Source organism: Pseudoalteromonas sp. JSTW, from assembly GCF_013423925.1.
Lineage (GTDB): Bacteria > Pseudomonadota > Gammaproteobacteria > Enterobacterales > Alteromonadaceae > Pseudoalteromonas > Pseudoalteromonas lipolytica.
Genome location: NZ_CP058972.1, coordinates 454,539 through 479,129, shown reverse-complemented (window position 1 = coordinate 479,129; position 24,591 = coordinate 454,539). Strand labels below are relative to the sequence as shown.

Annotated in this window: 29 protein-coding genes; 14 read left to right on the top strand and 15 right to left on the bottom strand. The window is 42.2% G+C overall.

The features are described from left to right. Positions 1-39: 39 nt before the first annotated feature. Genes GZH31_RS02325 through dolP form a run of 4 tightly spaced genes read left to right on the top strand, consistent with a single transcriptional unit; the run spans position 40 to position 3,499 of the window. Entirely contained in the window at positions 40-1,917 is a 1,878-nt protein-coding gene (locus tag GZH31_RS02325) for a penicillin-binding protein activator (RefSeq protein WP_065978175.1), read from the top strand. 25 nt (positions 1,918-1,942) lie between these two features. Beyond that, a complete protein-coding gene (locus GZH31_RS02320) occupies positions 1,943-2,314 on the top strand; it encodes a YraN family protein (protein ID WP_075594473.1) in 372 nt (123 codons plus the stop codon). Positions 2,315-2,345: 31 nt separating this feature from the next. Further along, positions 2,346-2,933: an SIS domain-containing protein gene (locus tag GZH31_RS02315; RefSeq protein WP_036971252.1), complete on the top strand. Its 588-nt coding sequence runs from the start codon at positions 2,346-2,348 to the stop codon at positions 2,931-2,933. After that, on the top strand, positions 2,933-3,499 hold the full coding sequence (gene dolP / locus GZH31_RS02310; RefSeq protein WP_036971254.1) for a division/outer membrane stress-associated lipid-binding lipoprotein: 567 nt from the start codon (positions 2,933-2,935) through the stop codon (positions 3,497-3,499). Before GZH31_RS02315 ends, dolP begins: the two co-directional genes overlap by 1 nt. A 67-nt stretch (positions 3,500-3,566) precedes the next feature. Here dolP and GZH31_RS02305 read toward each other — a convergent pair whose 3' ends face one another. From GZH31_RS02305 to zapE, 8 genes are all read right to left on the bottom strand, one after another. After that, a complete protein-coding gene (locus GZH31_RS02305) occupies positions 3,567-4,007 on the bottom strand; it encodes a ClpXP protease specificity-enhancing factor (protein WP_036971255.1) in 441 nt (146 codons plus the stop codon). Then, positions 4,007-4,633 (bottom strand): stringent starvation protein SspA, encoded by a 627-nt coding sequence (sspA, locus tag GZH31_RS02300; RefSeq protein WP_036971257.1) that lies wholly within the window; start codon positions 4,631-4,633, stop codon positions 4,007-4,009. Before sspA ends, GZH31_RS02305 begins: the two co-directional genes overlap by 1 nt. A 79-nt stretch (positions 4,634-4,712) precedes the next feature. Then, a complete protein-coding gene (locus tag GZH31_RS02295) occupies positions 4,713-5,450 on the bottom strand; it encodes a cytochrome c1 (protein ID WP_036971260.1) in 738 nt (245 codons plus the stop codon). Then, positions 5,447-6,712 carry a cytochrome b N-terminal domain-containing protein gene (locus GZH31_RS02290; RefSeq protein ID WP_036971263.1) on the bottom strand — a complete coding sequence of 422 codons (1,266 nt, stop codon included), beginning with the start codon at positions 6,710-6,712 and terminating at the stop codon, positions 5,447-5,449. Before GZH31_RS02290 ends, GZH31_RS02295 begins: the two co-directional genes overlap by 4 nt. After that, complete coding sequence (petA, locus tag GZH31_RS02285; RefSeq protein ID WP_036971266.1) at positions 6,712-7,302, bottom strand: ubiquinol-cytochrome c reductase iron-sulfur subunit; 591 nt, start codon at positions 7,300-7,302, stop codon at positions 6,712-6,714. The genes GZH31_RS02290 and petA overlap by 1 nt, the downstream gene beginning before the upstream one ends. An 852-nt stretch (positions 7,303-8,154) precedes the next feature. After that, on the bottom strand, positions 8,155-8,547 hold the full coding sequence (gene rpsI, locus GZH31_RS02280; RefSeq protein WP_095209788.1) for a 30S ribosomal protein S9: 393 nt from the start codon (positions 8,545-8,547) through the stop codon (positions 8,155-8,157). Positions 8,548-8,555: 8 nt separating this feature from the next. Further along, complete coding sequence (rplM, locus tag GZH31_RS02275) at positions 8,556-8,984, bottom strand: 50S ribosomal protein L13 (RefSeq protein ID WP_036971273.1); 429 nt, start codon at positions 8,982-8,984, stop codon at positions 8,556-8,558. A 385-nt stretch (positions 8,985-9,369) separates the two neighbouring features. Beyond that, positions 9,370-10,458, bottom strand: coding sequence for a cell division protein ZapE (gene zapE / locus GZH31_RS02270; protein WP_036971276.1), 1,089 nt, complete (start codon positions 10,456-10,458; stop codon positions 9,370-9,372). Between the two features lie 177 nt (positions 10,459-10,635). Here zapE and GZH31_RS02265 point away from each other — a divergent pair, with 177 nt between their 5' ends. The 3 genes from GZH31_RS02265 to GZH31_RS02255 all read left to right on the top strand — a co-directional run bounded on the left by GZH31_RS02265 (position 10,636) and on the right by GZH31_RS02255 (position 13,736). After that, positions 10,636-11,079: a YhcB family protein gene (locus GZH31_RS02265; RefSeq protein WP_036971279.1), complete on the top strand. Its 444-nt coding sequence runs from the start codon at positions 10,636-10,638 to the stop codon at positions 11,077-11,079. Between the two features lie 123 nt (positions 11,080-11,202). Further along, positions 11,203-12,555 carry a Do family serine endopeptidase gene (locus GZH31_RS02260; RefSeq protein ID WP_036971282.1) on the top strand — a complete coding sequence of 451 codons (1,353 nt, stop codon included), beginning with the start codon at positions 11,203-11,205 and terminating at the stop codon, positions 12,553-12,555. A gap of 98 nt (positions 12,556-12,653) precedes the next feature. Continuing rightward, the gene (locus GZH31_RS02255; protein WP_036971284.1) at positions 12,654-13,736 is read left to right on the top strand and encodes a trypsin-like peptidase domain-containing protein; all 1,083 of its coding nucleotides are present in this window, start codon (positions 12,654-12,656) and stop codon (positions 13,734-13,736) included. 53 nt (positions 13,737-13,789) lie between these two features. Here GZH31_RS02255 and murA read toward each other — a convergent pair whose 3' ends face one another. Genes murA through GZH31_RS02220 form a run of 7 tightly spaced genes read right to left on the bottom strand, consistent with a single transcriptional unit; the run spans position 13,790 to position 18,446 of the window. Further along, complete coding sequence (gene murA, locus GZH31_RS02250) at positions 13,790-15,049, bottom strand: UDP-N-acetylglucosamine 1-carboxyvinyltransferase (RefSeq protein ID WP_036971287.1); 1,260 nt, start codon at positions 15,047-15,049, stop codon at positions 13,790-13,792. 15 nt (positions 15,050-15,064) lie between these two features. Next, positions 15,065-15,322, bottom strand: a complete 258-nt coding sequence (locus GZH31_RS02245; protein ID WP_065978178.1) for a BolA family protein — start codon at positions 15,320-15,322, stop codon at positions 15,065-15,067. Positions 15,323-15,327: 5 nt separating this feature from the next. Further along, the gene (locus tag GZH31_RS02240) at positions 15,328-15,621 is read right to left on the bottom strand and encodes a lipid asymmetry maintenance protein MlaB (RefSeq protein ID WP_036971292.1); all 294 of its coding nucleotides are present in this window, start codon (positions 15,619-15,621) and stop codon (positions 15,328-15,330) included. Next, positions 15,614-16,291 (bottom strand): phospholipid-binding protein MlaC, encoded by a 678-nt coding sequence (locus GZH31_RS02235; protein WP_036971294.1) that lies wholly within the window; start codon positions 16,289-16,291, stop codon positions 15,614-15,616. Before GZH31_RS02235 ends, GZH31_RS02240 begins: the two co-directional genes overlap by 8 nt. A gap of 2 nt (positions 16,292-16,293) precedes the next feature. Then, positions 16,294-16,842 carry an outer membrane lipid asymmetry maintenance protein MlaD gene (gene mlaD / locus GZH31_RS02230; RefSeq protein WP_036971296.1) on the bottom strand — a complete coding sequence of 183 codons (549 nt, stop codon included), beginning with the start codon at positions 16,840-16,842 and terminating at the stop codon, positions 16,294-16,296. 13 nt (positions 16,843-16,855) lie between these two features. After that, entirely contained in the window at positions 16,856-17,635 is a 780-nt protein-coding gene (mlaE, locus tag GZH31_RS02225; protein WP_065978179.1) for a lipid asymmetry maintenance ABC transporter permease subunit MlaE, read from the bottom strand. After that, positions 17,628-18,446 (bottom strand): ATP-binding cassette domain-containing protein, encoded by an 819-nt coding sequence (locus tag GZH31_RS02220; RefSeq protein ID WP_074989679.1) that lies wholly within the window; start codon positions 18,444-18,446, stop codon positions 17,628-17,630. The genes mlaE and GZH31_RS02220 overlap by 8 nt, the downstream gene beginning before the upstream one ends. A 248-nt stretch (positions 18,447-18,694) precedes the next feature. Between GZH31_RS02220 and GZH31_RS02215 the strand changes: the two genes are divergently transcribed. The 7 genes from GZH31_RS02215 (at position 18,695) to GZH31_RS02185 (ending at position 24,587) form a co-directional block, all read left to right on the top strand. Next, a complete protein-coding gene (locus GZH31_RS02215; protein ID WP_036971303.1) occupies positions 18,695-19,663 on the top strand; it encodes a calcium/sodium antiporter in 969 nt (322 codons plus the stop codon). 3 nt (positions 19,664-19,666) lie between these two features. Beyond that, positions 19,667-20,638, top strand: coding sequence for a KpsF/GutQ family sugar-phosphate isomerase (locus GZH31_RS02210; protein ID WP_036971306.1), 972 nt, complete (start codon positions 19,667-19,669; stop codon positions 20,636-20,638). A 2-nt stretch (positions 20,639-20,640) separates the two neighbouring features. Beyond that, a complete protein-coding gene (kdsC, locus tag GZH31_RS02205; RefSeq protein ID WP_036971309.1) occupies positions 20,641-21,192 on the top strand; it encodes a 3-deoxy-manno-octulosonate-8-phosphatase KdsC in 552 nt (183 codons plus the stop codon). Then, entirely contained in the window at positions 21,189-21,743 is a 555-nt protein-coding gene (gene lptC / locus GZH31_RS02200) for an LPS export ABC transporter periplasmic protein LptC (protein WP_065978180.1), read from the top strand. The genes kdsC and lptC overlap by 4 nt, the downstream gene beginning before the upstream one ends. Then, positions 21,733-22,254, top strand: a complete 522-nt coding sequence (lptA, locus tag GZH31_RS02195; RefSeq protein WP_036971315.1) for a lipopolysaccharide transport periplasmic protein LptA — start codon at positions 21,733-21,735, stop codon at positions 22,252-22,254. Before lptC ends, lptA begins: the two co-directional genes overlap by 11 nt. Beyond that, the gene (lptB, locus tag GZH31_RS02190) at positions 22,251-22,976 is read left to right on the top strand and encodes an LPS export ABC transporter ATP-binding protein (protein ID WP_036971319.1); all 726 of its coding nucleotides are present in this window, start codon (positions 22,251-22,253) and stop codon (positions 22,974-22,976) included. Before lptA ends, lptB begins: the two co-directional genes overlap by 4 nt. Positions 22,977-23,090: 114 nt before the next feature. Continuing rightward, complete coding sequence (locus GZH31_RS02185; protein WP_036971323.1) at positions 23,091-24,587, top strand: RNA polymerase factor sigma-54; 1,497 nt, start codon at positions 23,091-23,093, stop codon at positions 24,585-24,587. Positions 24,588-24,591: the final 4 nt, after the last annotated feature.

Genomic DNA, 24,591 nt, shown 5'->3' with positions numbered 1-24,591 from the left:
TAATATAAGCAAATCGCGTTAACGTATTGGGAAATCATTGTGCGACTTAAACTTGTTAGTCTATTAATTGTATTGTCGGGGTTATCGGCTTGTAGCACAACCGAAAAACCATCAAATACGGCAGAAAATCAGTCGGGGCAAGCAAACACAGCCCTATCACAACTAACCGATGCGCAATCAATGTACCAAGCAGCGTTAAATCGCCAAGGTGCCGATAAAATTCAATTACTTTACACCGCTCGCGATGCAGCAATTACTGAGCAGCGCTGGTCACTGCTTGAAACAATCTGTTTTGAGCTCGAAAGCACACCAAGCGTGGATCAAATTCAAAACAAGCTTTACATCGCTTTAGCACAAGAGAAACAAGGTAAAAGTGATCGCGCATTAGAGCAATTACAGTTGCTCGAATCACAACTCACTTTGCCAGAGCATAAAGCATGGCATCAATATTTAACGGCCCGCGTTTATGCATCACAAGGCATGCCTAAACAAGCAATGCCTTATTACTTTGCAGCATCAACCATTAGCAACGAGAATAATTTCACGGTTGCTGATTTAAATAAAGACTTATGGGCAAGCCTTACTCAACTATCTTCGTATGCACTTGAGCGCTTTAATCGCGGCTCAGTGGTACAACAAGGTTGGGTTAATCTGGCGCTTTATCACCAAGTGTATTTAGGGGCGCCGGTTGAATTGCATCAAGCGATGAATAACTGGATGCGACGCTATCCAGGTCACCCTGCCGCAGAGATTTTACCTAAGAAAGTCACTGAGCTTGTGCAAGTTGAGCCTCTTAATGTCAATCGTTTAGCGGTGCTTATTCCACTATCAGGCGCTAACGAACGCTTAGGCGACGCATTAAAAGCGGGTGTACTTGCCGCACTTGATACTCACCCACTTGAACAAACACTGTTTATTGATGAATCACTTTCTGCCGCTGAAATCAGCTTAAAACTCAGTGAATTTAAAGCTGACTTTGTGATTGGCCCATTGCTTAAAAGTAATATTGAAAAGCTAAGCACAGCACAAACGCTGATTGATTACCCTGTTATGCATCTTAATAGTTTTGAGGGTGAGCGTATCTCACAGCAGCATTTTTTCTTTGCATTAAGCCCTGAACACGAAATACAACAAGCGTTAGAGCGCTTTTTAACCGCTGGTTACCAAAAGCCAATGCTACTTGCTCCAAACAACAGTAACGGCCAGCGCCTCGTTGAGTACTTTAACCAACAATGGCAACGTTACAGTGAAGTGAAACCACAAGTTGGTTTTTACGCAGGTAAAGATGACATGCCAAAAACTATCACGGGCTTGTTAGAAGTGGACCAAAGTAAAGAGCGGATCCAAGTGGTTAAGTCGCTCTTTAAGCAAGAAGTCGAAAGTGAAACTCGCTCACGTAGCGATATTGATGTTATTTATATTTTAGGTGATGCAACTGAAACTCGCCTCATCAAACCGTACTTAGATGTTAATGTAAGTACTTTCGCAGATCGTATTCCGCTATACGCAAGCTCTAAAAGCCATAGCAAACAAATAGACAGTACCGATAAAGGTGATCTAGAAGGGCTGTATTTTACTGAACTACCTTGGATGCTTGACGGTCAGATAAAGCAGCATAACTTGCGTCAGCAATACGAACGCTTATGGCCTGAAAATACAGATATAAGTCAGCGCTTATTTGCCATGGCATATGATGCAACCAGCCTATTAGGTGATGTTAAGCAACTAAGTATGATTCAAGGAAAACGTTTTGCTGGCATCAGTGGCGAATTAAGTATTGAAACGAATGGGTATGTTACCCGTACGTTAGATTGGGCGCAGTACAAAAACAAACAAATCATTGCCGTTGAATTAGCAACAGAGCAACCGATTCCGTTATTTATGCAATCGGCAACAGGGATCAATTCGGCTGATTAAGTAACGACAGCACAAGGATGAAAGCATGTCGTGGTTTAAACAATTGTGGCACAATAGCCGCGAAAAAGGCCTGTACTATGAACAACAGGCTGAGCAGTATTTAAAGCAATATGGCCTAACAGCCATTGGGCGTAATTATTTATGCCAATATGGTGAGCTTGATCTCATTATGCGCGAAGGGCAAACCTTGGTGTTTGTTGAAGTGAAATTTAGAAAAAACAAACTTCGCGGTGGTGCAAATTACGCGCTTAGTAAGCAAAAACAGCAACGGCTTAGACGAACGATCGCCCATTACCTTGCTGAAAATAAATTATCAAATCAGGCTATGCGAATTGATTATGTTGCCATAACAGGTGAACTAAATAGCGAAATAAACTGGTTTAAAAATGTGTACTAACGCCTCTTGGCGTCGGCTTAATTGGTAGGTTATGCAAGATACAATAAAAAAGATTTTTACCGAGAATATTCAAGTTCAAATTGCGGCTGGCGAGGTGCTCCCAAGCGCCCTTGAATCAGCGGCATTTACCATTGCACAAAGCCTTATCAATGGTAATAAATTGTTATGCTGTGGTACCGCGAGTTGCCATATGCTTGCACAACATATGGCTGGTTTATTAATTAACTTTTACGAAACTGAGCGTCCGTGTTTACCTGCAGTAGCCTTGGCACAGGAGCAAGTTAACTTAGGTCCCAACAACAATATTGATGATCACGAAACCTTTGCAAGGCAAATCCGTGCTTTCGCACAACAAGGTGACTTACTGCTAGCTATCGCCGTCAATGGTAATGAAAAGCAAATAATTTCTGCCGTAGAAGCGGCCTTAACTCGCGATATGAAAGTGATTGTGTTAGTAGGTGACGATGGGGGTGAATTAGTTGGCTTGCTTGGCCCTAACGATGTTGAAATCCGCGTGCCATCAAAACGCCCTAGCCGCATTGTTGAATCTCATTTAGTGAACTTGCACTGCCTGAGCGAGCTTATCGATTTAACCTTATTCCCACAGGAAGAAAATTAATGTTTAAACAGTCTCTTATTGTACTTGGTACCATTTTATTGCTGCAAGGCTGTGCAGCTGCAGTTGTTGCTGGTACCGCAGGTGCTGTCACTGCGGCCAATGACCGTCGTACTATTGGCTCGCAAATTGACGATAATAATATCGAAATAAAAAGCTCTATCGCACTGAGTGAAAACGAGCGCATACATAAATACGCGAATGTAAATGTTGTTAGCGTTAATGGCATTGTGCTGATGATAGGCCAAGTCGCCAACCAAGAAATGAAAGACGAAGCGCAACGAGCAATCGAAGGTGTTGACGGTATTCGTAAAATTCATAATCAAATTCGCATCAGCTCAAATATAGGCATGAGTACGCAAACTCACGATTCGTGGTTAACCTCAAAAGTTAAAACGCAGCTTATTACCGCAGAGAACATCAGTGCCAATAACATTAAAGTTGTCACAGAGAATGGCGAGGTATTTTTAATGGGCTTAGTGAGCGATACAGAGGCTAATTTAGCGGTTGATGTTGCCCGTAACATCTCAGGTGTAGAACGTGTCATTAAGGTGTTTGAGTATTTATAGTTAATCACTCAATAGTCATTAATAAAAAACCCGCATTTAAGCGGGTTTTTTTGAGCATTTGAAAAGACTACTTGATCACTCGTAAGTGAGCACCCTTCTTTTTCTCAGGCTTAGCAGGTGGCTCATCATCTGGCGAAATATCGTCAGGCGTTTCAACACTTTCTAATACCGGAGCAAACTCTTCTTCGTCCTCGATGAATTCTTCTGCAGTAAATACAGTCCCTTCACCATTCTCACGTGCATAAATTGCGAGCACAGCCCCCATAGGCACATACACTTGCATTGGTTGACCACCAAAGCGCGCATTAAAGCTTAGCTGTTGGTTATCCATAGCAAAGTTTGTAACTGCCGATGGGCTAATGTTTAAGACAATTTGACCGTCTTGAACAAATTGCGTTGGTACTTGTACAGCAGGAAAATCAGCGTTCACAACAAGGTGCGGTGTACACTGATTATCAACAATCCAATCAAAGAAAGCGCGTAGTAAATAAGGACGATTTGGCGTCATTATAAACGGATCTCACGCTCTGCTTCAGTCAATGAAGCTTGGAAAGATTCACGCTCAAATAAACGCAGCATGTATTCTTTAAGTTCTTTAGCTCCCGAACCTGAAAGCTCAATGCCCAGTTCAGGTAAACGCCATAATAGCGGTGCTAAATAACAATCAACTAAGCTGAATTCTTCGCTCATGAAATAAGGCGCTTCAGAGAAGATTGGTGCAATTGCAAGTAATGCTTCAGTTAGCTCTTTACGTGCTTGTGCTGCTTCACTGCTACCGCTTGTGATTTTATTCGCTAAGCTGTACCAATCAGTATCAATACGGTGCATCATTAAGCGACTACGGCCACGCATAACCGGATAAACAGGCATTAGTGGAGGATGAGGAAAACGTTCATCAAGGTATTCCATGATGATGTTTGCCTGATATAAACCAAGCTCACGATCGATCAGTGTGGGTACTGTACCGTAAGGGTTAATTTCATGAAGTGCTTCTGGCAGGTTATCCTTTTCAGCCAGGTGAATGTCAACACTTACACCTTTTTCAGCAAGTACAATGCGTACTTGATGGCTATACATACAGTTAGCACCAGAAAACAGGGTCATTACAGGGCGCTTATTGGCAGCTACGGCCATGCCTACCTCCATTATATTACAAAAACAGCAATAGGGGCTTAAGCCCCTATCACAAAATTACCTTTCAAAACGTCCAGAATTAGTGAACATCTCTCCAGTATTCTTTCTTCAGCATGAATGCCAAGATAAATAGAATCACTAAGAAACCAATTACCTTAAGACCTAACGCTTCTGACTCTAAACGTGACGGTTCGCCTACGTAAGCTAAGAAGTTAGTTAAGTCACGAGCAGCACGATCGTACTCGTCGTCACTCATTTCACCTGTACCATCTGTTTCAGTGCCAACAACCTTAGTCACTGTGTGACCATGTTCCTCGACTTCTTCAGTGATAGGTGTCGGTAAACCTTGTAGTTCTTGAAGAACGTGCGGCATACCTACCGATGGGAAAACAATGTTGTTTACACCAAACGGGCGAGATTCATCTTTATAAAATGACTTCAGATACGTATAGATCCAGTCAGTACCACGAACTCGCGCTACAAGCGTTAAGTCCGGTGGCGCTGCGCCAAACCATTTAGCTGCGTCATCTTTCGCAATTGCATTCTTGATGTGGCTACCTACTTTTGAACCGTCAAAAATAAGTTGCTCTTGACCAATTTCAGTAGGAATACCGATATCGCGGAACGTACGCTCATAACGTTGATACTGCATTTGGTGACAACCAAGACAGTAGTTCATGAACAATTTAGCACCACGTTGCAAAGACGCATTGTCTTTTAGGTCAATGTTCGCGTCCATTAAAGGAACCGAAGGACCTGCTGCCATCGTCAACGTTGGCAACAATGCGAATAAACCGATAATTAGCTTTTTCATCATTTCGTCAACCTCGTTGGTAATGGCTTAGTTTTCTCGTTCTTGCTGTAAACAAATAACAATACGAAGAACATAAAGTATGTCACAGTCGTGATTTGCGATAACAGCGTTTTGAAATCAGTTTGTGGTGTTGCACCAACCCAACCTAAGATAACAAACGTTACCACGAATTGAGCAATGTTTAACTTGTGTAAGCCACAACGATAACGAATAGAACGAACCGAACCACGGTCAATCCAAGGTAGTAACGCAAGCACTACGATAGATGCACCCATCGCGATAACACCAATTAGTTTATCTGGGATAGCGCGCAGAATCGCATAGAATGGCGTGAAGTACCAAACAGGGAAAATGTGCTCAGGTGTTTTCAGTGGGTTCGCTGCTTCGAAGTTTGGCGCTTCTAAGAAGAAACCATTCATCGCAGGCATAAAGAATACAACCCAACAGAATAAGATTAAGAAACCAACCACACCCACAATATCTTTAACTGTGTAGTAAGGGTGGAACGGAATTGCATCAACAATGTCTTTCTTGTTGGTGTAATACTCGTGGAATTTAAATTTAGGCTTATCTTCTTCAGCCACAGAGCCTTTCTTACGCTTAATTTCAACACCGTCTGGGTTGTTTGAACCCACTTCGTGTAACGCAACAATGTGTAAGAACACTAAGATAACGATAACTAAAGGAAGCGCGATTACGTGTAGTGCAAAGAAGCGGTTAAGCGTCGCACCCGAAATTACGTAGTCACCACGGATCCAAAGCGTTAAATCATCACCAATAACCGGAATCGCACCGAACAGTGAAATGATTACCTGCGCACCCCAGAACGACATTTGTCCCCAAGGTAGTAAGTAACCCATGAAAGCTTCAGCCATTAGCGCTAAGAAGATGAACATACCGAACAACCACAGTAACTCACGTGGTTTTTGGTAAGAACCGTAGATCATGCCACGGAACATGTGCAGATAAACAACGATAAAGAACGCTGATGCACCTGTCGAGTGTAGGTAACGAAGTAACCAACCGTATTCAACATCACGCATGATGTATTCTACTGATGCGAATGCACCTTCAGCTGATGGTACAAAGTTCATTGTTAACCAAATGCCTGTTACGATCTGGTTAACAAGCACTAACATAGCTAATGAGCCAAAGAAGTACCAGAAGTTAAAGTTTTTAGGTGCTGGATACTGTGCAATGTGCATGTTCCAAACACGAGTCATTGGAATACGATCGTCGATCCAACCAATAATTTTACCAAACATTACGCCGCTCCTTTTTCTTCACCGACTAAAATAGTCGTGTCATCAAGGAAGGTATACGGAGGAATCTCTAGATTCAATGGTGCAGGTACAGATTGGAATACACGACCCGCCATATCAAATTTAGAACCGTGACACGGACAGAAGAAACCATCATCTGTGCCTTCAACTTTCTCACCAAAGCCACCTTGTAAGAAGCTTGGTGAACAACCTAAGTGCGTACAAATACCAACAGCAACGAAAATTTCTGGACGTTGCGAACGGTATTCGTTCGTTGATGATTCAGGTTGTTGAGGCTCTTCAGACGCTGGATCACGAAGTTGCCCCTCGTGAGCTTTCATCTGCTCAAGCATTTTTGGTGTACGATTGATAACCCAAACAGGTTTTCCTCGCCACTCAACACGAATTAATTGTCCTGGCTCAAGCTTGCTGATATCTACTTCTACAGGCGCACCCGCAGATTTAGCTCGCTCACTTGGATTCCAAGACGCAATAAAAGGAACAGCAGCCCCAGCCGCACCAACACCACCAACAACAGAGGTAGCTATGGTTAAAAAGCGACGTCGGCCATTGTCTACAGGCGCATTGCTCATCCACTTATCTCCACTATGATTCCCAACACTTGCCATATTGAGAACATCAGTTACAGCAGGTTAATTTTTAGAAATTTTAAAATAGACGCGATCATAATTAAAACCCTTGATTAAAACAAGGTTATTCACAGTCCCATGCTCGAATAAACCCCATTTAATGAATTATTAATTTGGGTAAGCTCGAGTATGAAGCCGTTGGTTATGATAACGCATATAAAAAACAATATACTGACCAAGATCAACCTCACTAAGAGGAAACAGAAATCTGCATTAGCTGTTGTTGAACTCACTCACATTACTTGCCCCCCAATTGTAGCAAAAAAATTCATCAATTAACTGATGGATTTGAGCTTATTTTGCGAAATCGTGAAGTTTTTTTAATGTAATACGAAGGAATTGCCAAGACCGGTTAAATATCGAACGAAAAAAACGGACCATACGCAGGTTACAACTTTCTCTGTTTGATCCCTATTCACATCAGTAATCGTAAATTTAGTGGTTAGTGGTTAGTGGTTAGTGGTTAGTGGTTAGTGGTTAGTGGTTAGTGGTTAGTGGTTAGAACAAAATAAATTACTTTAACCTCAAACACGCTTTTTATGTGTGTGATCTAACGTCTAATTTCTAACGTCTAATTTCTAACTTCTAACTTCTAACTTCTAACTTCTAACTTCTAACTTCTAACTTCTAACTTCTAACTTCTAACTTCTAATTTCTAACTTCTAATTTCTAACTTCTAATTTCTAACTTCTAATTTCTAACTTCTAATTTCTAACGTCTAATTTCTAGAAGAAATAGCTAAAAACAAAAAACCCAGCCGAAGCTGGGTTTTTGAAATTCTGATAAACGTAAATATTAACGTTTTGAGAATTGTGGACGCTTACGAGCTTTCTTAAGACCCACTTTCTTACGTTCAACTTTACGCGCATCACGAGTAACGAAGCCTGCTTTACGAAGTGTAGGACGTAATGACTCGTCAAACTCCATAAGTGCACGAGTGATACCGTGACGGATAGCACCAGCTTGACCAGTAGTACCACCACCTGAAACAGTGATGTGTAAGTCAAACTTTTCAGTCATTTCAACGTGCTCTAATGCTTGACGAACAACCATGCGAGCAGTTTCACGACCGAAGTACTCTTCTAGAGAGCGCTTGTTAATTACGATGTTACCAGTGCCTGGGCGTAAGAATACGCGAGCACTTGAACTTTTACGACGACCTGTACCGTAGTATTGATTTGCCATGATAGTGCTCCTTAAATGTCTAGAACCTGAGGCTGTTGTGCAGCATGGTTGTGCTCAGTACCCGCGTAAACTTTAAGTTTACGGTACATAGCGCGGCCTAAAGGACCACGTGGCAACATGCCTTTAACAGCTTTTTCGATGATCATTTCAGGCTTTGCAGCTTGAAGCTTGTCGAAAGTAGTAGACTTAAGACCACCTGGGAAACCAGTATGTGAGTGGTACATTTTGTCTTTTGCTTTATTACCAGTAACAGTAACTTTCTCTGCGTTGATAACGATGATGTAATCACCAGTATCTACGTGAGGAGTGTACTCAGCTTTATGCTTACCGCGTAGGCGACGAGCGATTTCAGTAGCGATGCGACCTAAAGTTTTACCTTCAGCGTCAACTACGTACCAGTCACGTTTTACTGTTTCTGGCTTAGCAACAAACGTTTTCATTTATTAAAATCCAATGTTTTTTAATTTAAAACCACAGGTAATTATTTTTAATTACCGCTCTAAGTTGAATGCTTTAACCCCTTCGAGTTTAAGACTTTGCGCCATCAATTAGAGGCTAAACTAATATCTGGCAATAGAACGCAACGTGGCAGACGCGGGAGTATACCAGCACTTAAACCACATTGCTAGATGATGGTTGTTTTTTATTCTAAGAAATCAGAAATCAGAAATCAGAAATCAGAAATCAGAAATCAGAAATCAGAAATCAGAAATAATATTTACGCACTTAATGTGAGCGATGGCTTTTTTATCAACTTATTTATAAAGAAAGCGTCATCTCAAGTGGCTAATTTCTGAAAACTCACAAAAAACAACTCAACAATGACTATGCTAAATGCTCTCGCGCTAAATATTCGAGCGACTGCATTTCTTGTAATCGGCTAATACAGCGCTTAAATTCAAAGTTTAAGTTACCTTCACTGTAAAGTTCAGTGATCGGTTTTTCTGCAGAAATAATAAGCGTCACATTGCGCTCGTAAAACTCATCAACCAATGCAATAAAACGACGTGCGGCATCGTCATTTGCTTGTCCTAATGCTTTTACATTCGAGAGTATGACGGTGTTGTATAAACGGCTGATCTCCATATAGTCGACCTGACTACGGGCTGTTTCACACAACTCGCTAAAATCAAACATCACGATACAATCAGACACTTTACGGGTTTTTATCATGCGCCCTTCTATTTCAATAGCGGTATCTAAAATGCCAGGCTCAGGTGAAAGCTTATCAAAGTATTCAAATAAGTTTGCGTCTGCTTGCGCATCGAGCGGACTATGAAAAATTTCGGCCTGCTCTAAGGTCCGTAAACGGTAATCAACCCCTGAATCAACATTTACTATTTCAGTATTTGCTTTTACTAATTCAATTGCTGGTAAGAATCGCGCACGCTGCAAGCCATTTCTATATAGCTCATCCGGAACAATATTCGACGTTGCCACAAGCACAATACCGCGCTCGAACAAGGCTTCCATCAGGCCGCCTAGCAACATTGCATCCGTGATATCTTGTACAAAAAACTCATCGAAACAAATAATATCTGTCTCCGACTTAAAGATATCAGCAACGACGTTCAGTGGATTACTGGTGTTTTTTAACTTTTTAAGCTCATCATGTACACGGTGCATAAACCGGTGAAAGTGCACACGCATTTTACGCTCAGTAGGCAGTGCTTCGTAAAATGTATCAACCAAATAGGTCTTACCTCTACCAACACCGCCCCAAAAATAAAGCCCTTTTATAGCTGGCGTGCTATCTTTAGAAAAGAGCTTGGCAAACCATCCCTTGGCGGCTGGCTTGTCAGCAGTTAAGTCATCATAGAGTCTTTGCAAATGACGAACCGCATTTTCTTGCGCTGCATCATGTACGAAGTCTTCACGTTGTAAATCTTGTTGGTATTTCTGCCAAGGAGTCATAGGTCGTTACAATAAAACACAGTTAAATTTGCACAGTATATTAACACGCATCGTATCTCAGGGTATATTAGCCCGCAGTATGATTTCACAATCAAATTAAGCATATTTTAATAAAGATTGGACTATAAATGCTTTTAAGGCATAAGTTTTAGTTATTTTTCCCAAAGGGGTGGATTTATGGGCACAATTACCTGGGTAGGTATTTTAATCATCGTTGCAATCGCAGCATTCTTTATTGGTGCATTTGTAACCAAAAAGCAATTTAAACAAGACGAGCTAGAGCATCAAGTAGAACAAGCCAACAATGCACTTGAACAATATCGTCAAGACGTTGCCGATCACCTTGCCAGCACTGGCAAACTGGTTTCAAAAATGAAAGACAACTACGATCAATTGCTCAATCATGTTGAAGAAACAAATAAGTTACTCCTAACAGATAAAAAGCAGCACCCTAATGAGCCGTTTTTTTCAAAAGAAACCACGGAGCAATTACAACATTCATTACAAGACCGCCAAAGCGATCGCTCAAACGCAGAAGCGCAGCCAGCCGACTATGTAGTAGGTGAAACAGGTCTATTTGCTGGTTCAAATAAAGTTTCAGAACATTCTAAAGCCTCTTGATGAACTTTTTTTTGACCCCATAGTCTTTAGATATAACAGCTTTATATCTAAACGAAGAAAAGGGCTGCTTATGCAGCCCTTTTTAGTTTTTGCTTTATCTCTGAAGTGGAGTAAACCCAGACTATGAAAATGAAATTATCTGTTATTAGTGCCGCTATTTTATCTACTAGCTTATTGTTAACCCCTGGTATTTCAATGGCCAAACTTCCGGTGGCTGTCAATGGTCAACAACTGCCAACGCTCGCACCAATGCTTGAACAGATCACCCCAGGCGTCGTGAGTATTCAAGTATCAGGGTCTAAAGAAGTCCGCCGTAGAGCAACCCCTTTCGATGACTTTTTTGGTGTGCCGCGTGGGGGCAGTCAAAAGCGTCAATTTAGTGGTCTTGGTTCTGGTGTGATTATCGATGCCGATGAAGGTTATGTAGTGACCAATAATCACGTTGTTGAAGATGCCGAAAAAATGGTGGTCACGCTTGAAGATGGCCGTGAGTATGAAGCAACAAAAATTGGCAGTGACAAAGAGTCTGATATTGCCTTGTTACAAATCGATGCTGAGGATTTAACCGCTTTAAAAATTGCAGATTCAGATAAGCTTCGCGTCGGTGATTTTGCTGTCGCGATTGGTAACCCGTTTGGTTTAAGCCACACTGTAACCTCTGGGATCGTAAGTGCCCTTGGCCGCAGTGGTCTAAATATAGAGGGCTATGAAGATTTCATCCAAACCGATGCTGCGATTAATCAAGGTAACTCGGGAGGCGCGCTTGTTAATCTAAACGGCGAGTTAATCGGTATTAACACCGCAATTTTAGGTGCCTCTGGCGGTAACGTGGGAATTGGCTTTGCCATTCCATCAACAATGATGAAAAACCTTGTTGATCAAATTATTGAACACGGTGAAGTACGCCGCGGCTCACTCGGTATTTCAGGCCGTCCGTTGGATGCAGGGCTTGCAAAAGCGCAAAAGCTTGATGTTAAGCAAGGTGCCTATGTCATGCAGGTAATGGATGACACCGCAGCGAGTAAAGCGGGCATAAAAGCCGGAGATGTTATTATTAGTGTTGATGGTACTGAGATCAGTGGCTTCCACGAACTACGCAGTAAAATTGCGACCCTAGGTGAAGGCAAAAAAGTGAAGCTCGGTATCTATCGTGATGGCAAAGTGAAAATAGTAAATGTCACACTTGATGGCGCCGCGACTTCTGTTTCAGCAGGTGAAGAAACACACCCTGCATTCCAAGGCGCAACGCTTGAAAACACGCAAAAGAGCGATGGGAAAGGTGTTGAAGTTGCCTCAGTAGAAGCACGTTCACCTGCCGCACGTGTGGGCTTAGAAGAAGGTGACGTGATCATGCAAGTGAACCGCCAACGTGTTGAGAATATTCGTGACATGAATAAAATTATCGAAAACACGCAAGGTAACATCGTACTCGGTGTGAAACGCGGCAGAGAGCTTGTTTTTGTTCTGATCCAGTAAACTTAATTGATAAATCATGAAAAAATAACAGCGGTGCTTGCCGCTGTTATTTTTTTTGTGCCATCATTAGGGGATTGCTCACTGATAATAAGAATATTGTGCTAAAACTATTTAAATTTATTCTTCCACCACTTTTTACCGGATTAGGGATTGCTTTTTTGGTGGTGTTATTTAGCCCCAGTTTACGCAGCGCACTTTTTCCTAATGTAAACTTACCAGCCGCGATGTCGTCTGAGCATATGAGCTTTTCTAGCGCTGTGCAAAGAGCCGCTCCTTCGGTGGTGACCATCTTTTCTGAGAGCATTTCAAACCAACCGCGATACAAACGTCAAAACACGATTCAAGAGTTAGGATCTGGCGTGATCATGTCGCAAGATGGCTACATATTAACCAATTACCATGTAATCAATAATGCGGACCAAATTATTGTGATCTTAACCGATGGCCGTCGCTTTTACGACGTTCAACTAATTGGTTTTGATACCATAACTGATTTAGCCCTCCTAAAAATAAATTCTGATCATTTACCTGTGATCCCCGTCAACGATAACTTCAAGCCCCGAGTAGGCGATGTTGTGCTCGCAATTGGTAACCCACTCAATTTAGGTCAAACAATTACCCAAGGGATTATTAGCGCAACCGGCAAACAAAAGATCACCGACAGCCCCTACAATAACCTATTACAAATGGATGCGGCCATAAATGTGGGGAACTCAGGGGGAGCATTAGTTAACTCACGAGGCGACCTTGTGGGTATCACATCTGCGCAATTTAAAACCCGTGAAAACTTAGATATTCAAGGTATCTTCTTTGCTGTTCCCTACTCTCTTGCAAAAGATATTATGGAAAAGCTAATTAAACATGGCCGTGTCGTCCGTGGTTATCTAGGCTTTACTGGAACCGCTGTGGACAGCACCGGAAAAGATGTAAGCGACAGCTACACTCCAGTAACGGGTATGCGTATAAATAACCTAGATCCCCTTGGTCCTGCATGGCAAGCGGGTATAAAAGAGCAAGATATTGTCATTAAAATTGCCGGATTATCGGTTGCAAACCCACAGCAAGTGCTTGAGAAAATAGGCAATACAGAGCCGGGTAAAGAAATTGAATTTGAGCTGTACCGTGATGGCAAGATTCTAAAAATAATGGTCACCGTCGCAGAACTCGAAACCAAGTTATAGCAATAAAAAAGGCCTATATAATATAGGCCTTTTTTAAACAAGCAGTGCTGTTCTTAACTCGAACGACGCTTAATATTAGCACCCAATGCACTGAGCTTATCTTCTATGCGTTGATAACCACGGTCAACGTGATAGATCCTATCAACGATTGTTTCACCTTGTGCCACAATCCCCGTCAGTATAAGACTGGCTGACGCACGTAAATCCGTTGCCATCACTTGTGCACCCGATAACCTTTCGGTATCACCACAAATCGCCGTGTTGCCCTCTAAGCGGATATTGGCTCCCATACGCTGTAACTCAGGGACATGCATAAAACGATTTTCAAATATCGTTTCGGTAATTGTTGCACTGCCCTTCGCTACGACATTAAGCGCGGTAAATTGTGCTTGCATGTCTGTTGGGAAGCCAGGATGTGGCATGGTCTTAATATTCACTGCTTTTAATTCACGGCCACGCATATCTAAGTAAATACTGTTATCGGTTACTTCTACGAATGCATTTGTCGCACGCAGTTTCTCAATAACAGGGTCAAGGCTATGGTGATCGGTGTTTTTACAAAGCACTTCACCACCGGCCATCGCAGCAGCAACCAAAAAAGTGCCCGTTTCGATACGGTCAGGTAAAATACTGTACTCGCAGCCTGACAGTGATTCGACACCTTCAACTTCAATTCGGCTCGTACCGGCTCCGGTTATCTTTGCCCCCATGGCAATTAAACAGTTAGCAAGGTCCGTGATTTCAGGCTCACGTGCTGCATTCTCAAGCACCGTTTTGCCATCAGCCAGTGTCGCTGCCATCAATAAATTTTCTGTGGCCCCTACACTTACCATTTCCATGAAAATTTCAGCACCTTTCAAACGACCGTCTACTTTGGCGTTAATGTAGCCGTTTTCTACTTTGATAACCGCCCCCATACGCTCAAGGCCTTGGATATGGATATCAACAGGACGTGCACCTATCGCACAGCCGCCAGGCAGCGATACTTGTGCTTCACCAAAACGTGCCACAAGCGGGCCAAGTGCAAGCACTGATGCACGCATTTGCTTTACTAACTCATACGGAGCGAGTGTTTTATTAACGGTTGCACCGTCGATAACCAGCGTATCTTGTTGCCATTCAACATTAGCACCTAAGGTCTTTAATAAAGCCTCTGTGGTACCAATATCGCGTAAACGAGGCACATTGCTAAAAGTACTTTTACCCTGCCCTAAAAGCGCAGCAAAAAGAATTGGAAGAGCGGCATTTTTAGCGCCAGAGATAGTAACTTCACCTGCCAGTGAGGTACCACCTTGAATAACGAATTGATCCATAAGTGGAGCCTACGACTATTGAGGTAAAATGAATTTTTGTTCGCGTTTCCATTCAGTGGGTGTGAATGCTTTAATTGACACCGCATGAATTGTACCGTCTGAGATAGTTGACATTAACGGGGCATACACCAATTGCTGTTTTTTAACGCGAGTTAAACCGTCAAAACACTCACCCACTGCAATCACTTCATAGTGGCTACCATTTGCTTTAACAATGACTTCATCTAATTTTAGTTCGTCGCGTAATAACGTTTCGACTTGGCTTGTTTCCATAAATCTCACTCAAATAAGTTTGTGACCTGCCCCAACTGCATTAACTTTTGCAATTGCTCAGGTGTATTTTGCAGTTCAAGGCGAATACCTTGCTGCTTTAATTCTGCGAAAGAGTGAATTAACCAAGCTAAGCCCGCTGTGTCAACCCTCGATACATCAGAAAGGTCAAAATACCATGTTTTATGCTTAGATTCTGGCTTAGCGTTAAGAAGGCGTTCATGGCCGATTGAATTTCGAGTCAGTTCACCACTGACTCGAAACTGGTTATCTTCAAGCTGAGTAATCGATATTTTACTCATCACCACCTTCGCCTCTAAACTGAACAGGAAGCTGGCTCTTTTGCTCAAGTAAGTCACTCACATACTCAATACCTTGCTGGCGAAGGATACCTTGCATTTCGCTTTGCTTAGCATCTAGTAAACTGATGCCTTCAGCAATCATATCGTATGCACGCCAATTTCCATCTCTGTCTTCGCGTACTTTAAAATCGATTTTAATATCAGGTTTACCTGGTTCAACAATCTTCGTTTTTACAACGACAACATCTTGGCCTTTAAACGGCTGCGCAGGTGCAAACTCGACACTTTGATTGGTGTACTGAGTAAACACACCGGCGTATGTGGCGATCAAATATTTTTGAAATACATCGATAAAGCGCTGAAGCTCTTTAATCGCTTTGGCTTTTTCTTCTTTATCTTCAATCGCACGCACTTTTGAGACATGATTACCTAATACACGCAATGCCGCGTATTTGTAATCAATGTAGGGCATTAACTCTTCTTCAACAATGGTACGAAGATACTCTTTGTCTTTCTCTATTAGTGGTTGATCGTTGGTGATTCTTGCAAAAGTGTTATCAGACACTTTACGCACCATTTTATAAGGGTCTTTTAAATCAACCGCGGGTTCAGCGGCCTGTGTATTAAACGCAAATACCACAGCCAAACAGATTAAAAATTTCTTAAACATAATTATTCACCACCCTGGTTGAATAAGAACTGACCAATCAACTCTTCTAATACTAACGCTGATTTTGTATCGGTAATAAAGTCACCATCGGCGAGCGCTCTACTTTCAACACCGAACAAATCATCCAATCCTGCATCTTGCTCATCCACAGTCACATCTTCACCCATACAACGTTGTTCAGCAGATTGCGGTGCAATAACAGGATTAATCCCCAAATACTGCTCACCCAAAATCCCTGATGTTAAGATAGAGATAGACGTTGTGTCTGAAAACTTACATAAATAATTGGCGTCAATGGCCATATTAACCACTGGCACAAACTCTTTTGGGTGAATTGAAATAGACTCAACACGTCCAATCACCACGCCCCCGACTTTAATTGGGGCACGGGCTTTTAAAGAGCCAATATTTTCAAACTTTGCATTCAGTTGGTAAGTTTCACCGTTACCACTAATGCCAGCGTTAGCCACTTTAAATGCTAATAAAGCAAACGCAGCAATACCAAGGGCTACAAAAAAGCCAACTAAAATTTCTAATTTCCGTGAATTCATCTTTATACCCTAATTAGCTGGTAAACATTACCGCTGTTAAAATAAAGTCAAAACCTAAAACTGCCAGTGACGAGTGCACAACGGTTTCTGTTGTCGCTTTGCTGATCCCCTCAGAAGTAGGAATACAGTCATAGCCTTTGTAAAGCGCAATCCACGTCACAATCATGGCAAAAACAAAACTTTTAATCATGCCATTTACAATGTCTTCTTGAAATGACACTTGTGATTGCATAATCGACCAGAAACTACCTGAGTCAACACCTAGCCAATCAACCCCCACTAAATGCGCCCCAATAATAGCGACGGCAGAAAAAATAAGAGCCAACAATGGCATGCTTATAAAACCCGCCCAAAAACGCGGTGCAATAATGCGTTTCAGTGGGTCTATCGCCATCATTTCTAAGCTTGATAATTGTTCTGTGGCTTTCATTAAACCAATTTCAGCGGTCAGCGCACTGCCTGCTCGACCTGCAAATAACAAAGCGGTGACAACAGGCCCTAACTCACGAAGCAAACTCAGCGCCACTAAGGGACCTAAACTGTCTTCGGCGCCATAGCCAACTAATACGGTGAAGCCCTGCAGCGCGAGCACCATACCGATAAATAAGCCAGATACCATGATAATGAGTAATGACTGTGACCCGACCATATACAATTGGCGGATCAGTAATGGCGTGCCTTTTTTAACGTTTGGCACACTCACCAAAGCACCAAACAGCATTTGCGTAGAGCGACCAAGCGCAGCAAAACGCCCTAGCGTTTTGTGACCTAACCTCTGTAATAGATCAAGCATGGTGTACCCCTAACAACTCTTCTTCATACGCAGGAGCAGGATAATGAAATGGGACAGGACCATCCGACAACCCTTTTAAGAACTGCTGAACAAGCTCTGATTGATGATTTAGCATTTGCTCAGGCGAGCCTTCACCAATCACGCCTTGATCGGCAATAATAATGACATGATCAGCAATACTGAGTACCTCTGTCACATCGTGCGTCACAATTAATGAAGATAAACCTAACACTTGGTTTAATGACTTTATTAATTTAACCAACACCCCCATTGAAATTGGGTCTTGGCCAGCGAATGGCTCATCATACATGATAAGTTCGGGGTCAAGCGCAATAGAGCGCGCTAACGCCGCACGGCGTGCCATTCCTCCAGATAACTCTGAAGGCATTAAGTCTTGCGCACCACGCAAACCAACCGCTTGTAATTTCATGAGCACGACAAGGCGAATAAGATCTTCACTAAGTTGAGTATGTTCACGCAAAGGAAAAGCGATATTGTCAAATACAGACATATCGGTAAATAAAGCGCCGCTTTGAAACAGCATACTCATTTTGGTTCGGGCAGCGTACAGCTCCTTGCGCGACATGCTTGGAATACTGTTGCCCTCAAATAAAATGTCACCAGAATCAGGCTTAAGTTGACCGCCAATTAAACGCAACATGGTGGTTTTACCAATGCCGCTGGGTCCCATGATAGCGGTTATTTTGCCTTTCGGAATGTTAAAACTCATATTTTTATATATGATTCTATCGCCCCGTGAAAAGGTTACATCCTTGATTTCTACTATTGATTGCGACAAGTCGCTCTCCATAACTTTTTTCACTAGTTCTGCCATTTTAAGGGTTTTTTAGTCAAGATGGAAAAAACAAATCGTAAAATTTTGTAATATTTACTATCAAATGAATCTAAGACTAATAACGTATGGCTTAACCCCCGCTTAAATTAAGATTGTAACAACACCGCCCTTAATCATTGCCAGCTCATTCTTTTACTTATACTTTCAGGTTCGGTTTTGTTACTATTTGCAGTCATCTGTTTAAGTAATATTGGCGTATCACAATGGTGACTTCTTTTGTCATTTTAATTATTGGTTTTGCAGCACTCGTTTGGAGTGCCGATCGTTTTGTTTATGGGGCAGCCGCGCTGGCAAAAAATATGGGGATCCCCACCCTAATTATCGGTTTAACGGTTGTGGCTATGGGGTCATCAGCACCTGAAATGATGGTGTCGGCATCTGCAGCACTTGCAAACAAAACGGATACCGCTGTCGGAAACGCTATTGGCTCTAATATTACCAACATTCTGCTTGTACTGGGAGTCACGGCCCTATTACGTCCTCTGTCTGTTTCTTCAATGACGCTAAAACGCGAAATGCCACTTGTGTTAATCGTATCGATTGGCGCGTGGTATGTATTTTCAGACAACTATTTTTCATTCGCCGAAGGGATTGCTTTAATACTTGCTTTTGCCGTATTTATTGCCGGATTAGTGATCATTTCATTGCGAGCAAAAAATCAAGATGACCCTTTTGTTAGTGAAGCCTGTGAAGATGTGCCCGATAATGTCAGCACGCGTTCGGCAGTATTATGGCTTGTGGTCGGCATGATTTTGCTACCAATTAGCTCACACTTTCTAGTGGGTTCGGCGGTTGATATTGCCAAATATTTTGGTCTTTCTGATCTGGTTATTGGTTTAACAATTATTGCTATTGGTACCAGTTTACCTGAGCTTGCTGCCTGTATTGCAGGTGTCTTAAAAAATGAAGACGATTTAGCACTGGGCAACATTGTTGGCTCAAATATTTTTAATTTGCTGGCTGTACTGCCACTGGCAGGTATTATTAATCCATCGGTTATCGACCCATCAGCCGCTAACCGCGATGCACTTATTATGATAGCGGCCACCATTGTGTTAATTGCCATGTCATTGAACTTAAAAGGTGCACGTCGTATCAATAGAATTGAAGGTGGCTTTTTGTTAGTCGCATTTATTGCATATCAAGGCTATATTTTCAGCCAAATAGGATAATCAATGACGCAACATAGCTTTATCGCGCAAGGCAAGCGCGTACTCGAAATTGAAGCGCAAGCATTAAAAGAAATTGATCAATACATTGACCAGCATTTCAATAATGCCTGTCAATTAATGTTCCAATGTACTGGGCGAATTATCGTTATTGGCATGGGCAAGTCAGGCCACGTAGGTAATAAAATTGCTGCCACACTCGCCAGCACAGGAACACCTGCATTTTTTGTTCACCCAGGTGAAGCAAGCCACGGTGACCTTGGTATGATTACCCGTGATGACGTGGTTATGTGCATTTCAAATTCAGGGGAAACGAGCGAAGTTGTCAGTATTATTCCTGTCATTAAGCGCATTGGCGCAAAAATGATTTCGCTAACAGGCAACCCAGACTCAACAATGGCCACGCTTTCTGACGTACATGTGTGTATTAAAGTAAGCAAAGAAGCGTGCCCACTGGGCCTTGCGCCAACAGCCAGCACAACGGCAACGCTAGTCATGGGCGATGCAATGGCTGTAGCACTGCTTGAGGCAAGAGGCTTTACAGCAGACGATTTTGCACTTTCTCACCCAGGCGGAAGCTTAGGAAAACGTTTATTGCTTTGTCTTAGTGATGTTATGCACGCAGGTGAGGCCACTCCCATTGTTAATGAATCGCAAAGTATCAAAGATGCATTAATTGAAATGTCGGCAAAAGGCCTCGGTATGACTGCAATTGTTGGTGATGACAACACACTATCGGGACTTTTTACTGATGGTGATTTACGACGTATTTTAGAGCAACGGGTTGATATTCACAGCACCGCAATTAGCCAAGTAATGACTCGCTCATGCACAACTGCACACGCTGATATGCTGGCCGCAGAAGCGCTTAATATTATGGAACGTAAACGTATTAATGGTTTGATTGTAATCGACAAAAGCAACACCCCCATTGGCGCGCTTAACATGCAAGACCTTTTAAAAGCAGGAGTACTTTAAGCATGACATTTGCTGAGCTTTACCAACCAGTAAGCACAGACGTGAGTCAACGTGCTCAAAAAATAAAACTGCTTATTTGTGATATTGATGGTGTTTTTTCAGATGGCCGTATTTATTTAGGCAATCAAGGCGAAGAGCTTAAAGCTTTCAATACAAAAGATGGATTCGGCATTAAAGCCCTTATCAATAGTGGTTTTCAGGTGGCCGTTATCACGGGACGCCATTCACAAATAGTTCAGCAGCGAATGACTAGCCTTACGGTACAACATATTTATCAGGGCCAAGAAAATAAGCTCATTGCTTATCAAGAGTTAAAAGATAAACTTAGCTTAACAGATGAGCAAATTGCCTATATTGGTGACGATGGTCCAGACTTACCGGTTATGGAAAAAGTCGGATTTGCCGTTGCTGTTAATGATGCTCATCCATTAATCAAAAAACTGGCTCATTACACCACCCTGTTACCTGGTGGCTTTGGAGCTGTGCGTGAACTAACTGATTTATTAATGCTAGAAAATGGCAAACCGCTAACTAGCGATGGAACGAGCGCATGAATATAGCCCGTATTTTACTAAGTGTTGTTTTTGTTTGTAGCATGGTTTGGTTATGGTATCCGTACTTTAATCAACCGACAAACACAGTGCTCAGTGAAGACGAGATTATCGCTACACCTGATTATACCGCAATCGCATTAAAGCAAACAGCCTATGATGATCAAGGTAAAATCAGTCATAAAGTGGCCGCTGCTAAAATGGAGCTGTATCAACAGCTCGGGTTCACCTTTTTTGAGCAACCCATTTTCACCATTTACGGTGATCAGCAAGTTTGGCAAGTAAAAGCCAAAGAAGCCACGTTATATGAAAACGATCAGCTTGTATTCGAAGGGGATGTAGTTGCTAAAAACCTTACCCATAATGGCATGATCGAAGATATTAAAGCTGAGAACATTAACATCGACATTGACAAAATGACCATGTTTTCTAAGCAACCTGTCACGCTGACAGGACCGAATTTAAAAATTACCGGTAAAGGTTTAAAAGCCGATTTAAAAGCCGAAATTGTTGAGTTAACTAACCATACACGAACCATATACTATGACCAATAAACTTAAGAAATTACTCCTGATCCCAAGCTTATTGATTGCGTTTTCTGGCGCAGCTGCTGAGCAGGCTGGCACACCAATCAGCATTAGCTCTGATCGCCAAGAAGGTCAGCTAAAAAATGGCATTGGTATCTTCGAAGATAATGTCGAGATCATACATGGTAACCGTCGTATTACAGCGGATCGACTCGAAGCACATGCAGGTGAAGTTGAAGGCACGGTTGAATTAATTATTGCCACAGGAAAGCCCGCTTACTTTGAAGAAAAACAAGCTGACGGCACTATTATGAGCGCCAGTGCTGAAGAAGTTCGTTACGATGTTGCTAAACGCTTATTAACACTCGTTGGCAATGCACAAGTGACTCAAGCAGGCCAAAAAGTCAGTGCCAAGAGCATTACATACGATATGGAACAGCAACTGATAAGTGCCGAGAAAGATGAAAACTCGACCGATCGTGTACACACTATTTTAGTGCCTGTTGATAACAAAAAGAACGATGAAGGCCAGCCATGAGCACACTAAAAGCAGAGCTATTAGCTAAAAGCTATAAGGGTCGCCAAGTTGTAAAAAATGTAGGCCTTGAGGTAGAAGCTGGCAGCATTGTCGGTTTACTTGGGCCAAATGGCGCAGGTAAAACAACCACCTTTTACATGATTGTGGGATTAGTGCCCAGTGACAAAGGTAAAATAAGCATTGATGATAACGACATCACCTTATTGCCAATGCACAGCCGCGCTCGCTTAGGTATTGGCTATTTGCCACAAGAATCATCGATTTTTAGAAAACTGACTGTTTATCAAAACTTAATGGCCATTTTAGAGACCCGTAAAGATCTCAATAAACAAGGCCGCGAAGAAACACTTAACAGCTTACTTGATGAATTTAGCATTCAACACATTCGTGACAGCCAAGGTATGGCATTGTCAGGGGGTGAACGCCGTCGTGTTGAAATAGCACGCGCACTGGCCGCTGACCCTAAATTTATTTTGCTCGATGAGCCTTTTGCTGGTGTTGATCCTATTTCAGTGTTAGATATAAAGAAAATTATTGAGCACTTAAAAAATCGTGGTATTGGTGTATTAATTACTGACCACAATGTGAGAGAAACCCTTGATGTTTGTGAAAAAGCCTACATTGTTTCTCATGGGGAGCTAATTGCATCAGGTACACCTGAACATGTGTTAGCCGACCAAACTGTACGCGATGTGTATCTAGGCGAGCAATTCAGGCTTTAAATACGCCACCGACTAGAGCATCTGCTAGACTTATAACAATGACAATAAATCAAATAAATAGTTAACGGCATCGTGCTATTGTTTGATAAGACTAAAAAGGATTGTTAGGGATACATGAGGCAATCATTACAGCTGCGCATGGGCCAGCAACTTACAATGACTCCACAACTGCAACAGGCTATCCGTTTGTTGCAGCTCAGTACATTGGATCTCCAGCAAGAAATTCAAGAAGCGTTAGACTCTAACCCTTTGCTTGAAGTTGAAGAAGCAGATTATGCAGAAGAGAGTATTGGCAAGAACGAGCAAAAAGCCGAATCTGACGATACCCAACTAAGCGCGTCGGCTGACGAAGCTGCGAGCGAGTACGAGCAAGAAAGCAGTGATGCCCTCAACAAAGACACCGTAAGTGACGACTTAGCAATGGATGTTACGTGGGATGAGTACATGAGTGCTGCCCCATCAAGTTCCTCAGGTCCAATGCCTGAAGATGAATCAATTTACCAAGGCGCATCAACCGAAACTCTCCACGAATACCTAATGTGGCAGTTACAACTAACTCCATTCAGCCCAACAGACGAAGCGATTGCCGTTGCGATTGTTGAGGCAATTGATGATTCGGGTATTTTAACCGTAAGCTGCGAAGACATTGTTGAAAGCTTCAATCAAAATAACGATGAAGAAGAAATCGAACTTGATGAAGTCGAAGCTGTCTTAAAAAGAATCCAATTATTCGATCCTGTCGGTATTGGCGCCCGTAGTTTACAAGAATGTTTGTGTATTCAATTACGCCAATTCGATGCTGACACCCCCTATTTAGCTGAAACTAAAATGGTGTTATCAGAACATATTGAATTATTAGCGAGTCGTGACTATCGCACTTTGATGAAAAAGACTAAGCTTAAAGAAAGTGAGCTGAAAGAAGTCATGACATTGATCCACAGCTTAAATCCAAAGCCTGCGGATACAATTGTTAGAGAAGAGTCTGAATACGTGATACCCGATGTATCCGTAAAAAAAATAAAAGGCCGTTGGGTAGTTGAACTAAACCCAGACTGCATGCCGAAAATCAGAGTGAATAGCCACTATGCGGCGATGTCACGTTCTGTAAAATCAAGCAGTGATAGCCAATTTATTCGCTCTCATTTACAAGAAGCAAAATGGTTTATTAAAAGCTTAGAAAGCCGTAATGACACGTTATTAAAAGTGACTAACTGTATTGTTCAACAACAACAGGCTTTCTTTGAACATGGTCCTGAGGCCATGAAACCCATGGTATTAAATGATGTCGCAGAAATGGTCGAAATGCATGAATCAACAATTTCGCGAGTAACAACACAAAAATACATGCATACCCCGCGGGGAATTTTTGAGTTGAAATATTTCTTCTCCAGCCATGTAAGCACTGAAAATGGGGGTGAGTGTTCATCTACGGCAATTCGCGCTTTAATCAAAAAGCTAATCGCCGCAGAAAACACAGCTAAACCATTGAGTGATAGCAAAATTGCAGATATATTGGCTGAGCAAGGAATTAAAGTAGCTAGACGGACAATAGCAAAATATCGAGAGTCTCTAGCAATACCTCCGTCGAATCAGCGTAAGAGTCTGATTTAGACGT